Here is a 13,505-nt window from a genome sequence, read left to right on the forward strand (position 1 = left end):
GACGGGGAGGGTTATTCTACTCAGAAAGCAGAGAAGAGTATCGGGGAGATGAAGGATTTCTACGGGAACTTCCTGGTGGTGGTGCGGGCGCTTGCCTACATCCTGACTCTGGGAAGAGAAGGCGTCCGGGAGGCCAGCCAGAACGCGGTGCTCAACGCCAACTACCTGATGCACGGATTAAAGGATCTCTATCCCATGGCCTATGACAAGATCTGTATGCATGAATTTGTCATGAGCCTGAAGGACCTGAAGAAGGAGACGGGGATCTCGGCCATGGATATCGCCAAGGGACTTCTGGACCGGGGTATCCATCCGCCTACCATGTATTTCCCGCTGATCGTGGAGGAAGCGCTGATGGCGGAGCCTACTGAGACAGAGTCCAGGGAGACCCTGGATGACGCCATCCAGGTATTCCGGGAGCTCTATGAGCTGGCGAAGACCGAGCCGGAGAAGCTCCATCAGGCTCCGGTGACCACACCGGTGACCCGGCTGGACGAGGTGAACGCGGCCAGACATCCGGTGCTGCGGTATGATTTTGAAGCCGTTTCCGGGGAAGAGGGACAGGCATGATCGGGAAGCTGTTCTTCCTGGAGAGTGATTCCTTTGATCCTTATAAGAATCTGGCGCTGGAGGAACTGCTCCTGGAATCCTGCGGGAGAGATATAGGTATCCTCTATCTGTGGCAGAACCAGAAGACGGTGGTGATCGGGCGGAATCAGAACGCCTGGGCCGAGTGCCGGACGGAAGAACTTAAGCAGGCGGGCGGGAAACTGGCCCGCCGCCTTTCCGGCGGGGGAGCGGTCTTCCATGACCTGGGGAATCTTAATTTTACCTTTGTGGTTGGAAAAGAGGATTATCATATTCCCCGGCAGCTGGAGGTGATCCTGGGGGCGCTGCGAAGGCTTGGGATCCCGGCGGAGAAGTCGGGGCGCAACGATCTTCTGGTGGAAGGAAAAAAATTTTCCGGAAATGCCTTCTATGAGCAGGGGGATACCTGGTATCACCACGGCACCCTGATGGTGGATGTGGACAAAGACAGCCTGACCCGATATCTTACTGTGTCCAAAGAAAAGCTGGAGTCAAAAGGGGTGGCCTCGGTGAGATCCCGGGTGGCGAACTTAAGGGAGTTCAAGCCGGACCTTACGGTGGAAGAGCTAAAGAATGCTCTGGTATCTGTCCTGGAAGAGGTATACGGCCTGGAGGCCAAAAGGATCTCAAAGGAGGACCTGGATCTGGAAAGGCTGGCAGAAAAACAGGAGAAATATGCCTCCTGGGACTGGCTCTACGGGAAACGGATCCAGTTTCAATACCAGGCGTCAAAGCGGTTCTCCTGGGGAGGGATGGAACTTTGGTTTCAGGTCCAAAGCGGCCGGATCCGGGCGCTTAAGATCTATTCCGATTCCCTGAAACCAGGTTTGATGGAAATTATAGAAGACTCTCTGACCGGAGTGTGTTATAATAGAGACGATCTTTTGGCTGCCATGGGAGAGATCCGAGGGGGCAGCCGGGAGGAAACCACTATGCTGCAGGATCTGGAAGATTGGTTTGGCAGCATGGAGCTGTAGAGAAGAGAAAGGAAAAAGATGGGACAACACTATGATGTGATGGTGATCGGCGCCGGACCGGGCGGCTATGTGGCGGCCATCCGGGCGGCAAAGCTGGGACTTCACGTGGCGGTGGTGGAAGAAGACCGGGCAGGAGGGACCTGCCTGAACCGGGGGTGCATCCCGGCCAAGGCCATGATCCATGCAGCCGAAACCTACCGGTCCGCTCGGGAGGCAGACCGGTTTGGCGTGGAGACAGGAAGGGTTTCTTTTGATTACGGGAAGATCCTGGCCTACAAAGAAGAGACCACCGACGCCCTGGTGCAGGGTGTGGAGCAGCTTCTTGCAGGGAACGGTGTGGACCGCCTTGCCGGGAAGGGGACGCTGCTTGCCGGGAAGAAGGTGCGGGTCACCACGGAGGAGAAGGAAGAAGTGTATGCCGCGGACCATATCATCCTGGCGGCAGGATCCAAACCGTTGCTTCTGTCCATCCCGGGAATGGATCTTCCGGGAGTGCTCACCAGCGACGGATTATTTCGTCTTCAGGAATGCCCTGAGAGCCTGGCTATCATCGGCGGCGGGGTGATCAGCGTGGAATTTGCCACCGCGTTCGCGGGCCTTGGGACGAAAGTGACCATCCTGGAGGCTTTGCCCAGACTGGTGCCAAACCTGGACAAGGAGATCTCACAGAACCTGAAGATGATCTTAAAAAAGCGGGGCGTTGACATCCACACCTCTGCGTCGGTGCAGGAGGTGGCGGAGGAAGACGGCCGCTATGTCCTAAGGTTCACGGAGAAGGAAAAAGAGCAGGAGGTATCCGCCCGGTACGTGCTCTGCGCGGTGGGAAGAGTTCCCAATACAGAGGGACTTTTCGCAGAAGACGCCCTGCCGGACATGGAGCGGGGACGGGTGCTGGTGGATGAGAAGTTTGAGACCAGCATCCCCGGAGTCTATGCCATCGGCGACCTGATCTTCGGCATGCAGCTGGCCCACACTGCCAGCGCCCAGGGAACTGTGGTGGCGGAACATCTGGCAGGAAGGAGCGCTTCTGTGGACCTTTCCGTGGTTCCCTCCTGTGTCTACACCGATCCGGAGATCGCCTCGGTGGGACTGACAGAAGAGGACGCCAAAGAGCAGGGGATCCCTGTGCGGGTGGGCAAGTTCATTATGAGCGCCAACGGGAAGAGCCTGATCTCCAGAGAAGAGCGGGGATTTGTGAAGATCCTGGCAGCAGAGGAGTCGGGCGTGATCCTGGGAGCTCAGATGATGTGCGCCCGGGCCACTGATATGATCGGCGAGTTGGCGACGGCGGTTGCCAACGGGCTGACCGCAAAGCAGCTGCTTCGTGGGATGCGGGCCCATCCCACCTACAACGAAGGCGTAGGCGAGGCCCTGGAGGAACTGGAAGGCGGAGCTGTCCATGTGGTGCCCCGCAGGAAACGATGATGACAGGAGATTGAGTGAGGAGGAGAAAGCAATGGGATTTAAAAGTGACATTGAGATCGCGCAGGAAGCCAAGATGAAGGAGATCCGGGAGATCGCGGACAGCCTGGGGATCCCGGAGGATTATGTGGAGAACTACGGCAGATACAAAGCCAAGATCGACTACCGGTATTATAAGGATGAGCTGGAGTCCCGTCCGGATGCCAAACTGATCCTGGTGACCGCCATCAACCCGACTCCGGCAGGAGAAGGCAAGACCACCACCACCATCGGCGTGGCAGACGCCATGAACCGGCTGGGCAAGAAGACCATGGTGGCCTTAAGAGAGCCCTCCCTTGGACCGGTATTTGGCGTGAAGGGCGGCGCTGCCGGCGGCGGCTACGCACAGGTGGTCCCCATGGAGGACATCAACCTGCATTTCACTGGCGACCTGCATGCCATCGGCGCGGCCAACAATCTGATCGCGGCCATGCTGGACAATCACATCCATCAGGGAAACGCCCTGGATATTGACACCAACCGGGTAACCTGGCGGCGGTGCGTGGATATGAATGACCGGCAGCTCCGCAGCATCGTGGACGGCCTGGGAGCCAAGGCGGACGGCGTGACCCGTCAGGACGGTTTCGATATCACCGTGGCCTCCGAGATCATGGCAGTGTTCTGCCTGGCAAGCGACGTTCTGGATCTGAAGGAGCGGGTGGCCAGGATCATCGTGGGATACTCCCGTTCCGGCAAACCGGTGACTGCCGGCGACCTGCATGCAGAAGGCGCGGTAGCAGCACTTTTGAAAGACGCTTTGAAGCCTAATCTGGTCCAGACCCTGGAAGGAACTCCCGCCTTTGTTCACGGCGGACCTTTTGCCAATATTGCCCACGGCTGCAACAGTGTGATCGCCACCAAGATGGGACTGAAGCTGGCGGATTACATGGTGACAGAGGCAGGATTCGGCGCGGATCTGGGGGCAGAGAAATTCCTGGACATCAAGTGCCGGATGGCAGGCCTGAAACCAAACGCAGTTGTGATCGTGGCCACCATCAAGGCCCTGAAATACAACGGCGGCGTTCCAAAGACCGACCTGCAGGAGGAGAACCTGGAGGCGCTGGAGAAGGGAATCCCCAATCTTCTGAAGCATGTGGAAAATATTACCCAGGTATATCATCTCCCCGCAGTGGTAGCCATCAACCAGTTCCCTACAGACACAGAGGCGGAGATCGAATTTGTGCGGGAGAAATGTAAAGAGCTGGGCGTCAACGTGGCGCTGTCCCAGGTATGGGCCAAAGGCGGAGAAGGCGGAGAAGAGCTGGCCAAAGAGCTGTTCCGTCTCTGCGAGGAGGACAGCCACATGGAATACGCCTATGATCTGAATCTGTCCATCAAGGAGAAGATCGAGGCCATTGCCACCAAGATCTACGGGGCGGACGGAGTGGATTACACACCTAAGGCCAACAAGGAGATCAAGACTCTGGAAGAGATCGGGCTGGGCGGACTGCCCATCTGTATGGCCAAGAACCAATACTCCCTGACGGACGACGCCAAGAAGCTGGGCCGTCCTACAGGATTTCGGATCACCATCCGGGATATCACCGCTTCCTCAGGAGCTGGATTCCTGGTCGCCCTTACCGGAGATATTATGAAGATGCCGGGACTTCCCAAAGTGCCGGCGGCTGAGAAGATCGATGTGGATGCCAACGGCGTGATCTCCGGACTGTTCTAGGAGGACCGGGATCATGATGCTGGAGAAAAAGACCACGGAATTTCTCGATGTGCTGTCTTCCAAAGAGCCAGTGCCGGGCGGGGGAGGAGCCTCCGCCACGGTGGGCGCTTTCGCCGGCGCCCTGGGCATGATGGTGGCGAATCTCACCATCGGGAAGAAGAAATACGCCGGGGTGGAAGAGGAGATCAAAGAAAGCCTGGAGCATTTGCGAGGGCTTCAGAAGGAACTGATCCGTCTGACAGACGCAGATGCCGAAGCCTTTGAGCCCCTTGCCAAAGCCTATGGCCTTCCAAAGGAGACGCCAGAGCAAAAAGCTCACAAGGAGGCGGTCATGGAGACAGCTCTTTATGAGGCCAGTCTGGTTCCCCTGGAGATCATGGAGACCATCGCTGAAGTGATGGAGGAGCTGGAGCTTCTGGGGGAGAAAGGAAGCCGGCTGGCGTTAAGTGATGTAGGCGTGGGTATCCTGTTTGCCCAGGCCGCGCTGGAGGGCGCTTCCCTCAATGTATTTATCAATACCGGGATGATGAAGGACCGGGAGAGGGCGGAGGCGCTGGACCGGCAGGCGGACCGGCTGATCGAAGAAGGCGGCCGGAAGAAGGAGCAGATTTACCAGAAAGTGCTGAAACAGCTCCGGCAGCAGTGACCGTAAAAAGGAGAGAAAAGAATGAGTACAGTCATGATGGGAACAGACGTGGCAAAGTCCATGAAGGAAGACCTGATCTGTCAGACCGAAGAACTGAAAAGCCAGGGCGTGGAACCCACGCTTTGTATCCTGCGGGTAGGAGCGCGGCCGGACGACTTAAGCTATGAGCGGGGCGCGAAAAAGCGGATGGAACTGGTGGGCATCCGGTGCCAGGTAGTGGAACTTCCGGAAGACATTTCCCAGGCAAAGCTGGAGGAAACCTTCCGGGAGATCAACCAGGATCCGGCCATCCACGGCATTCTTGTCTTCCGGCCCCTTCCGGGACATCTCTCGGAAGAGCCCCTTAAGGCTCTCATGGATCCCCGGAAGGATGTGGACTGCATGAGTCCGGTAAATATGGCGAAGATCTTTGCCGGAGATGAGACAGGATTCGCCCCCTGCACGGCAGAGGCTGTGATGACCATGCTGGATGCCTACGGCATCGATCCAAAAGGGAAACGGGCAGTGGTGGTAGGACGGAGCATGGTGATCGGGAAGCCGGCGGCCATGCTGCTTCTGAAGAAAAACGCCACCGTTACCATCTGCCATACCCGCACGGAGGATCTGGCAGCCACCTGCAGGGCCGCCCAGATCCTGGTGGCGGCAGCAGGAAAGCCAAAGATGATCACCGGGGATATGGTGGGCGAAGGCGCCGTTGTAGTGGATGTGGGGATCAATGTGGACGAAGCCGGGAATCTCTGCGGAGACGTGGATTTTGAAGAGGCAAAAGAAAAAGCGGATTCCATCACCCCGGTGCCAAAGGGCGTGGGAAGCGTGACCACTTCGGTGCTGGCCGCTCATGTGCTCCGCAGCGCCGGATATCTGCAGAGAAAGTAGGAGAATTGGGATGAAACGAATGATGATGATCTGCCTTCAGGGCATTGGCGCAGGGCTGGCCATTTCCATCGGAGGGACTGTTTATCTGTCTGTGGAGCAGCCGGTGGTGGGAAGCGTGCTTTTCGCGGTGGGGCTCTACGCCATTGTGCTGAACGGTCTCTATCTGTATACTGGTAAAGTGGGATATCTGGTGGAGCAGGAGAAGCCGGCTCCTTATCTTATGCTTCTTCTTGCCACCTGGATCGGGAATCTTCTGGGAACCGCCGCAGGAGCGGCCCTTATTCTGCAGACCCGGGTGGGGAGCGGCTTAAGGGAGCGGGTCCTTGGGATCTGCCAGACCAAGCTGGGGGACGATCCTTTCAGTATCCTGATCCTGGCGGTCTTCTGCGGGATCCTGATGTATGTGGCGGTAGACGGGTTTAAGAGCAAGGAAAATCCGCTGATCCTGATCTTCTGTGTCAGCGTATTTATCCTGTGCGGGTTTGAACACTGCATCGCCAATATGTTTTATTTTTCCCTGGCGGGGGTATGGTCGGCGAAGACGTTTGGATATCTTCTTGTCATGACCCTGGGGAACAGCCTGGGAGGTATGCTGATCCCTGCGCTTAAGCGGGTGCAGCCATAAATTTTGAAAGAGGAGAATGATCATGGGATATCAAGTAGCTATCGACGGGCCGGCCGGTGCCGGGAAAAGCACCATCGCCAAACTGGTGGCGAAGGAGAAAGGATTCATCTATGTAGATACAGGCGCCATGTACCGGGCGCTGGCAGTATATTTCCTGGATCAGGGGATCCGGGCGGAGGATACAGATAAGATCATCCGGGCCGTAGGCCAGGCAGAGGTGAAGATCCGGTACGAGGAAGGGCTCCAGCAGGTTTATCTCAACGGGGTTAATGTGACCGGAAGACTCAGGGAGGAAGCAGTGGGAAATATGGCCTCCAAAAGCTCCGCTATCCCGGAGGTGCGGGCCAAGCTCCTGGATCTTCAGAGAGGGCTGGCGCAGGAAGAAGATGTGGTGATGGACGGCAGGGACATCGGGACCTGCGTGCTTCCGGAAGCAGATGTGAAGGTGTTCCTCACCGCCAGCGTTGAGACCAGGGCCAGAAGGCGCTATGATGAGCTTCAGGAGAAGGGAGTTTCCTGCGACCTGGAAGAGATCAAAGCGGATATCCGGGAGCGGGATGAGCGGGATATGACCCGCGAGACAGCGCCTCTTCGCCAGGCGGATGACGCGGTGCTCATTGACAGTTCGGATATGACCATCCCGGAAGTGACTGCGGCTATCGCAGAATTATGCAAATAAAAGAATCCTGTGGCAACTGCCAGAAATCTGTGCTACTATGTTTAACAGAGCATTTATTTCTGGCAGTTTTTCATGCCCTGTCTGTGGGCGCTGCCGGGGAAGGAGAGAAATCTGTCATGAAGATCGAGCTGGCGAAAACAGCGGGATTCTGCTTTGGCGTCCGCCGGGCGGTGGACACCGTCTATCAGCAGGCGGAAGGAGAAGGCGAAAAGCCAATTTACACTTACGGGCCTATCATCCACAATGCAGAGGTGGTGAAGGATCTGGAACAAAAGGGCGTCAGAGTTCTGGAGACAGAAGAGGAACTGGCGGCTGTCACGGAAGGGACCGTGATCATCCGTTCCCACGGGGTCCCAAAGAAGATCTGCGATCTGATGGAAGAAAAAGGGATCCGCTGTGTGGACGCCACCTGTCCTTTTGTCAAGAAGATCCACCGGATCGTGGCCGAAGAAAGCGAGAAAGGCGCCCACATCATTATCATCGGGAACCCGGAACACCCGGAGGTGGTGGGTATCAGCGGCTGGGCCAAAGGGGAGGTGACCATCATCCAGACTAAAGAGGAGGCGGCAGCCTTTCAGATCCCGGATCCGGGGCAGAAGGTCTGTGTGGTTTCCCAGACGACATTTAATTACAATAAATTCAAAGAATTAGTTGAAATTATTGAGGAAAAGCGGTATGATATAAATGTTTTAAATACGATTTGCAGTGCCACAAAAGAGCGTCAGGAAGAGGCTTATGACATTGCGAAGCGGGTGGATGCGATGATCGTGATCGGCGACATGCGAAGTTCAAACACTCGAAAGTTATTTGAAATCTGCAGAAATGCATGCGCGGATACGTACTATATACAGACACTTGACGATTTGGATATGAATCAATTAAGGTCCGTGGAAACAGTAGGTATTACAGCAGGGGCATCCACGCCCAACAAAATAATTGAGGAGGTTCAAAATAATGTCAGAAAAAACTTTTGAACAAATGTTGGAAGAATCATTTAAGACTATCAGAAATGGAGAGGTCGTTGATGGTACCGTCATCGATGTAAAACCAGATGAGATCATTTTAAATATCGGATACAAGGCGGACGGGATCATCATGAGAAATGAGTACACCAACGAGCCCAACGTGGATCTGACAACCATGGTGTCTGTTGGCGATACAATGACGGTAAAGGTTCTGAAGGTGAATGACGGAGAAGGACAGGTTCTCCTTACCTATAAGAGACTGGCGGCTGAGAAGGGCAATGAGCGTCTGAAAGAGGCTTATGAGAATCACGAAGTGCTGAAGGCTCCGGTAACCCAGATCCTGGGCGGCGGCTTAAGCGTAGTGATCGAGGAGGCGAGAGTCTTCATCCCGGCAAGCCTGGTTTCTGACACCTATGAGAAGGACCTGAGCAAATATCAGGATCAGGAGATCGAATTCGTGATCAGCGAGTTCAATCCAAGAAGAAACCGCATCATCGGCGACCGCAGACAGCTTCTGGTAGCTGAGCGGGCTGAGCGTCAGAAAGAACTGTTTGAGAAACTGAAAGTAGGAGATACCGTAGAGGGAACGGTTAAGAATGTGACCGACTTCGGCGCATTTATCGACCTTGGCGGGATCGACGGCCTGCTTCACATTTCCGAGATGTCCTGGGGACGGGTTGAGAATCCCAAGAAGGTCTTCCAGGTAGGCGAGACCGTGAAGGTGCTGATCAAGGATATCCACGACACCAAGATCGCCCTGAGCCTGAAGTTCCCGGAGACCAATCCCTGGGCCAACGCTGCTGAGGATTACGCGGTAGGCAAGGTGATCGAGGGCAAGGTTGCGAGAATGACAGATTTTGGCGCATTCGTAGAGCTGACCCCGGGCGTGGACGCGCTGCTCCATGTTTCCCAGATCTCCAGAGCTCACGTGGACAAGCCTTCCGATGTACTTTCGGTAGGTCAGGTGATCACAGCCAAGATCGTAGATCTGAATGTGGATGAGAAGAAGATCAGCCTGAGCATGAAAGCGTTAGAGTCTGCTGAGGCAGAAAGTGTGGACAACGGTGATTCTGAGGAAGCATAATCCTGGAAAATATCACATGGAATTCAGTAAGGATAGAGGCTGATCGGTCTCTATCCTTTGTCTGTTAAAAAAGCGTCAAGGTGTATCTGGAAATGTACAAGGAATTCACCTTTTTCACTAGATAAAAGGGGCGTTTTCTTGTATAGTTATAAAAGAGAGTAAAAAGGAAGGAAGGAAAAGGAATGGCATTGTTAACATTTAAGGGTGGTATCCACCCGGATGACGGCAAGGAGCTGGCAAAGGGCTCAGAAATCGTCGATCTGAAGCCAACTGGAAACCTGGTCTATCCGGTTTCGCAGCACATCGGCGCCCCGGCTGCACCAGTCGTTAAAGTTGGGGATGTGGTTCTGAAAGGACAGAAGATCGCGGAAGCAGGCGGCTTTGTTTCCGCACCTATCTACGCTTCCGTATCCGGAACTGTAAAAGCGATCGAACCTCACCTGAACCCCACCGGCGGCACGGTCAACAGTATCGTGATCGAGAATGACGGGGAGTACAAAGAGGTTGAATATCCGGAGACAAAACCGCTGGAAGAGATGAGCAAGGAAGAGATCCTGAACGCCATCGGCGAAGCGGGTGTGGTTGGTATGGGCGGAGCCGGTTTCCCCACCAAGGTGAAGCTGTCCCCCAAGGAGCCGGACAAGATCGACTACGTGATCGCAAACTGTGCGGAGTGTGAGCCTTACATCACCGCAGACTACCGGTGTATCCTGGAGACGCCGGAGAAGCTGGTAGGCGGCATGAAAGTGGTGCTCAAGCTGTTTGACAACGCCAAAGGGATCTTTGGCGTGGAAGATAATAAGCCGGATTGTATCGCAAAGCTTAAGGAGCTTACCAAGGACGAGCCCCGGATGGAGGTTGTGTCCCTGAAGACCAAGTACCCCCAGGGAGGCGAGCGTCAGCTGATCTACGCTACCACCGGGCGGGCCATCAACTCCGCTATGCTGCCGGCAGACGCAGGCTGTGTGGTAGACAATGTGGCTACCATGATCAGCATTTACCAGGCGGTAGTGGAAGGGAAGCCTTCCATGGAGCGTGTGGTTACGGTCAGCGGCGACGCGGTGGAGAAGCCGGGGAACTTCCGTGTGCCCTTTGGTATGAACCAGGCAGAGCTTGTAGAGGCGGCCGGCGGATTTAAATCTGAACCGGAGAAGCTGATCTCCGGCGGTCCCATGATGGGATTTGCCATGTTTACCTTGGATGTCCCGGTGACCAAGACGTCATCTGCGATCCTGGGATTCACCAGGGATCAGGCTTCCAAGTTTGAATCCACTGCCTGCATCAACTGCGGACGGTGTGTGGATGCCTGTCCAAGCCGTTTGATCCCGTCCAGACTGGCGGATTACGCGGAACATCATGATGAGGAAGCATTTACCGCCCACGAGGGTCTGGAATGTATGGAATGTGGCTGCTGCAGCTTCGTATGTCCTGCAAAACGCCAGCTGAAACAGGCGATCGGTTCCATGAGAAAGATTGCGCTTGCGAACCGCAAGAAGAAATAATCAAAAGAATGTTGAGGAAGAGGTGAACAAACGTGAGTGAGAACAAATTAAAAGTGTCGTCTTCACCACATATTCGTGACAAAGTTACCTCCGGCAATATTATGCTCATGGTAGTCATCGCGCTGCTGCCGGCATCTGCCTTCGGAGTGTATAACTTTGGCTTATCTGCGCTGATCATGCTGATCAGCACCACAGTTTCTTCTGTACTGACCGAGTACGTGTATGAGAAACTGATGCACAAGAAAATAACCATCAACGACTTCAGTGCAGTCGTTACCGGTCTCCTGCTGGGACTGAACATGCCTCCCACAGCGCCATGGTGGATGGGCGTGCTGGGCGGTATCTTCGCCATCCTGGTGGTAAAACAGCTGTTTGGAGGTCTGGGCCAGAACTTCATGAACCCGGCCCTGGGAGCAAGATGTTTCCTGATGATCTCCTTTGCCGGTCAGATGACAACCTTTGTCTATGACGGCGTGACAGGTCCTACGCCCCTTTCCTATGTGAAGGAGGGAGCCCTGGATCAGGTGAACACCATGAACATGCTGATCGGAACCATCCCCGGAACCATCGGAGAGACTTCTGTGATCGCCATTATTATCGGAGCCATCTTCCTGATCCTGATGGGCGTTATTGACCTTCGGATCCCGGGAACCTACATCGTGACTTTCGCGATCTTCGTGGGGATCTTCGGCCACGTGGCTCATCCGGAGATCGGATTCTTCGATCCTCAGTACATCACCGCCCACCTGTGCGGCGGCGGCCTTATGCTGGGAGCCTGGTTTATGGCCACCGACTATGTAACGTCCCCCATCACCAAGAAGGGCCAGATCGTATATGGTATCGTCCTGGGTCTTCTGACCGGTCTGTTCCGGATCTTCGGCGGCAGCGCGGAGGGCGTTTCCTACGCGATCATTATCAGTAACCTTCTGGTTCCGCTGATCGAGAAGGTTACTCTTCCAAAACCATTTGGTAAAGGAGGAGAGAAGTAATGAACAAGATTATCAGAAATACGATCATCCTGACGGTGATCACGGTTATCTCAGGTTTCCTTCTGGGACTGGTGTATGAGATCACGGCAGAGCCTATCGCCAGGACACAGGAAGCGGCTAAGAAAGAAGCCTGGCAGGCAGTGTTCCCGGAAGCTTCCGAGGATGCTTTCCAGCAGATCGATGTAGACGCGGACGTAGCGGCGCAGGTTGTCAAAGACCTGGGCGTGGACGCTACGGTGGACGAAGTCTGCGCGGTTGACGGCGGCGAGACTGGCTATGTAGTTACGGTAACAGACGGTGAAGGGTACGGCGGTGACATCCAGATCACAGTCGGAATCACCGCGGACGGCACGGTGAGCGGAGTTTCCTTCCTCTCCATCAGCGAAACGGCCGGACTTGGAATGAAAGCCCAGGAGCCTTCCTTCTATGAGCAGTATGTGGGAGTACAGGCTGAGCGGTTCTATGTATCCAAAGACGGCGGCGAGGGAGAACCCATCGATGCCATCAGCGGCGCCACCATCACAACAAGAGCAGTGACCGGCGCGGTGAACACAGCGCTTGGTTATTTCCAGAATGCGTTTTAGGAGGTAGTTGAGATGAATAGTTGTGGCGAAAGATTAAAAAATGGTCTGATAACGGAAAATCCTATTTTTGTTCTGATGCTGGGTATGTGTCCTACGCTGGCGGTCACCACATCGGCGGTCAATGGTATCGGCATGGGCCTGTCCACTACGGCGGTGCTTGTCATGTCCAACCTTCTGATCTCCATGCTGCGCAAGATCATTCCGGATTCTGTGCGTATGCCGGCGTTTATCGTAGTTGTGGCATCTTTTGTAACCATTGTTGACTTCCTGATGGAAGGATTTACCCCGTCCCTCTACAGCGCGCTGGGAATCTACATTCCGCTGATCGTTGTAAACTGTATCATTCTGGGACGTGCGGAGAGCTATGCTTCCAAGAATCCGGTGCTGCCGTCCATCTTTGATGGACTTGGCATGGGCCTTGGATTTACGGTTGCCCTGATCGCCATCGGTCTGGTCCGTGAGATCATCGGTTCCGGACAGGCATTTGGCTATCAGCTGCTTCCGGTTGCGGATACGGCTGCGGGAACAGCCGGGTATGTGCCGGTGGCCATCTTTGTTCAGGCGCCGGGAGCTTTCCTGGTACTGGCAGTGCTGGCGGCGATCCAGAACAAGGTAAAGATCAACCTGGAGAAGAAGGGCAAGGATGCGTCCAAGATCCAGTCCGGCTGCGGCGCGGACTGCGCGACCTGCGGCGGCTGTCCGTCTGGAGCCGGGAATGGAAAGGAATAGGAGGAGTAGAAAATGGCAGAATTGATTTTGATCGCAGTTGGATCTGCGCTTGTAAGTAACGTCGTACTCAGCCAGTTCCTCGGTATCTGTTCCTTCCTGGGTGTTTCCAAGAAGACAGAGACGGC

General features: G+C 55.1%; 14 protein-coding genes and 1 pseudogene. All 15 read left to right on the forward strand.

Annotation, left to right across the window (positions count from 1 at the left end; translation table 11 throughout):
* Nucleotides 1-570: pseudogene (locus ACML7B_RS10265) on the forward strand (aminomethyl-transferring glycine dehydrogenase subunit GcvPB); the annotation flags it as partial.
* A complete protein-coding gene (locus tag ACML7B_RS10270; RefSeq protein ID WP_418541108.1) occupies nucleotides 567-1,565 on the forward strand; it encodes a lipoate--protein ligase in 999 nt (332 codons plus the stop codon). The pseudogene ACML7B_RS10265 and the gene ACML7B_RS10270, both read left to right, overlap by 4 nt.
* An 18-nt stretch (nucleotides 1,566-1,583) precedes the next feature.
* Nucleotides 1,584-2,990: a dihydrolipoyl dehydrogenase gene (gene lpdA, locus ACML7B_RS10275; RefSeq protein WP_418541110.1), complete on the forward strand. Its 1,407-nt coding sequence runs from the start codon at nucleotides 1,584-1,586 to the stop codon at nucleotides 2,988-2,990.
* Nucleotides 2,991-3,021: 31 nt separating this feature from the next.
* Nucleotides 3,022-4,701 (forward strand): formate--tetrahydrofolate ligase, encoded by a 1,680-nt coding sequence (locus ACML7B_RS10280; protein WP_346708468.1) that lies wholly within the window; start codon nucleotides 3,022-3,024, stop codon nucleotides 4,699-4,701.
* Nucleotides 4,702-4,717: 16 nt separating this feature from the next.
* The gene (locus tag ACML7B_RS10285) at nucleotides 4,718-5,347 is read left to right on the forward strand and encodes a cyclodeaminase/cyclohydrolase family protein (RefSeq protein ID WP_346708854.1); all 630 of its coding nucleotides are present in this window, start codon (nucleotides 4,718-4,720) and stop codon (nucleotides 5,345-5,347) included.
* Between the two features lie 21 nt (nucleotides 5,348-5,368).
* Nucleotides 5,369-6,223: a bifunctional 5,10-methylenetetrahydrofolate dehydrogenase/5,10-methenyltetrahydrofolate cyclohydrolase gene (locus ACML7B_RS10290; RefSeq protein WP_418541112.1), complete on the forward strand. Its 855-nt coding sequence runs from the start codon at nucleotides 5,369-5,371 to the stop codon at nucleotides 6,221-6,223.
* Nucleotides 6,224-6,233: 10 nt separating this feature from the next.
* Nucleotides 6,234-6,848 (forward strand): formate/nitrite transporter family protein, encoded by a 615-nt coding sequence (locus ACML7B_RS10295; RefSeq protein WP_418541113.1) that lies wholly within the window; start codon nucleotides 6,234-6,236, stop codon nucleotides 6,846-6,848.
* Nucleotides 6,849-6,870: 22 nt separating this feature from the next.
* Nucleotides 6,871-7,527 carry a (d)CMP kinase gene (cmk, locus tag ACML7B_RS10300; protein ID WP_346708465.1) on the forward strand — a complete coding sequence of 219 codons (657 nt, stop codon included), beginning with the start codon at nucleotides 6,871-6,873 and terminating at the stop codon, nucleotides 7,525-7,527.
* Between the two features lie 116 nt (nucleotides 7,528-7,643).
* Nucleotides 7,644-8,501 (forward strand): 4-hydroxy-3-methylbut-2-enyl diphosphate reductase, encoded by an 858-nt coding sequence (ispH, locus tag ACML7B_RS10305; protein ID WP_346708464.1) that lies wholly within the window; start codon nucleotides 7,644-7,646, stop codon nucleotides 8,499-8,501.
* Nucleotides 8,482-9,576, forward strand: a complete 1,095-nt coding sequence (gene rpsA / locus ACML7B_RS10310; protein ID WP_346708463.1) for a 30S ribosomal protein S1 — start codon at nucleotides 8,482-8,484, stop codon at nucleotides 9,574-9,576. The genes ispH and rpsA overlap by 20 nt, the downstream gene beginning before the upstream one ends.
* A 182-nt stretch (nucleotides 9,577-9,758) precedes the next feature.
* Entirely contained in the window at nucleotides 9,759-11,078 is a 1,320-nt protein-coding gene (rsxC, locus tag ACML7B_RS10315; protein ID WP_106788312.1) for an electron transport complex subunit RsxC, read from the forward strand.
* A 101-nt stretch (nucleotides 11,079-11,179) separates the two neighbouring features.
* The gene (locus ACML7B_RS10320) at nucleotides 11,180-12,067 is read left to right on the forward strand and encodes an RnfABCDGE type electron transport complex subunit D (protein ID WP_346708853.1); all 888 of its coding nucleotides are present in this window, start codon (nucleotides 11,180-11,182) and stop codon (nucleotides 12,065-12,067) included.
* The gene (locus ACML7B_RS10325) at nucleotides 12,067-12,651 is read left to right on the forward strand and encodes an RnfABCDGE type electron transport complex subunit G (protein WP_346708461.1); all 585 of its coding nucleotides are present in this window, start codon (nucleotides 12,067-12,069) and stop codon (nucleotides 12,649-12,651) included. Before ACML7B_RS10320 ends, ACML7B_RS10325 begins: the two co-directional genes overlap by 1 nt.
* A 12-nt stretch (nucleotides 12,652-12,663) precedes the next feature.
* Nucleotides 12,664-13,380 (forward strand): electron transport complex subunit E, encoded by a 717-nt coding sequence (locus ACML7B_RS10330; RefSeq protein WP_346708460.1) that lies wholly within the window; start codon nucleotides 12,664-12,666, stop codon nucleotides 13,378-13,380.
* A gap of 12 nt (nucleotides 13,381-13,392) precedes the next feature.
* A partial coding sequence (locus ACML7B_RS10335; protein ID WP_418541115.1) for an Rnf-Nqr domain containing protein occupies nucleotides 13,393-13,505 on the forward strand: 113 nt, incomplete at its 3' end.

Source organism: Massilistercora timonensis, assembly GCF_048354975.1.
In the GTDB taxonomy this organism is placed as follows: domain Bacteria; phylum Bacillota; class Clostridia; order Lachnospirales; family Lachnospiraceae; genus Massilistercora; species Massilistercora timonensis.

Coding starts and splice junctions, on each gene's coding strand:
- lpdA (WP_418541110.1), top strand. CDS start 1,584: ATGGGACAACACTATGATGTGATGGTGATCGGCGCCGGACCGGGCGGC.
- ispH (WP_346708464.1), top strand. CDS start 7,644: ATGAAGATCGAGCTGGCGAAAACAGCGGGATTCTGCTTTGGCGTCCGC.
- ACML7B_RS10290 (WP_418541112.1), top strand. CDS start 5,369: ATGAGTACAGTCATGATGGGAACAGACGTGGCAAAGTCCATGAAGGAA.
- ACML7B_RS10285 (WP_346708854.1), top strand. CDS start 4,718: ATGCTGGAGAAAAAGACCACGGAATTTCTCGATGTGCTGTCTTCCAAA.
- rsxC (WP_106788312.1), top strand. CDS start 9,759: ATGGCATTGTTAACATTTAAGGGTGGTATCCACCCGGATGACGGCAAG.
- ACML7B_RS10280 (WP_346708468.1), top strand. CDS start 3,022: ATGGGATTTAAAAGTGACATTGAGATCGCGCAGGAAGCCAAGATGAAG.
- ACML7B_RS10270 (WP_418541108.1), top strand. CDS start 567: ATGATCGGGAAGCTGTTCTTCCTGGAGAGTGATTCCTTTGATCCTTAT.
- rpsA (WP_346708463.1), top strand. CDS start 8,482: ATGTCAGAAAAAACTTTTGAACAAATGTTGGAAGAATCATTTAAGACT.
- ACML7B_RS10320 (WP_346708853.1), top strand. CDS start 11,180: ATGCTCATGGTAGTCATCGCGCTGCTGCCGGCATCTGCCTTCGGAGTG.
- cmk (WP_346708465.1), top strand. CDS start 6,871: ATGGGATATCAAGTAGCTATCGACGGGCCGGCCGGTGCCGGGAAAAGC.
- ACML7B_RS10325 (WP_346708461.1), top strand. CDS start 12,067: ATGAACAAGATTATCAGAAATACGATCATCCTGACGGTGATCACGGTT.
- ACML7B_RS10295 (WP_418541113.1), top strand. CDS start 6,234: ATGAAACGAATGATGATGATCTGCCTTCAGGGCATTGGCGCAGGGCTG.
- ACML7B_RS10330 (WP_346708460.1), top strand. CDS start 12,664: ATGAATAGTTGTGGCGAAAGATTAAAAAATGGTCTGATAACGGAAAAT.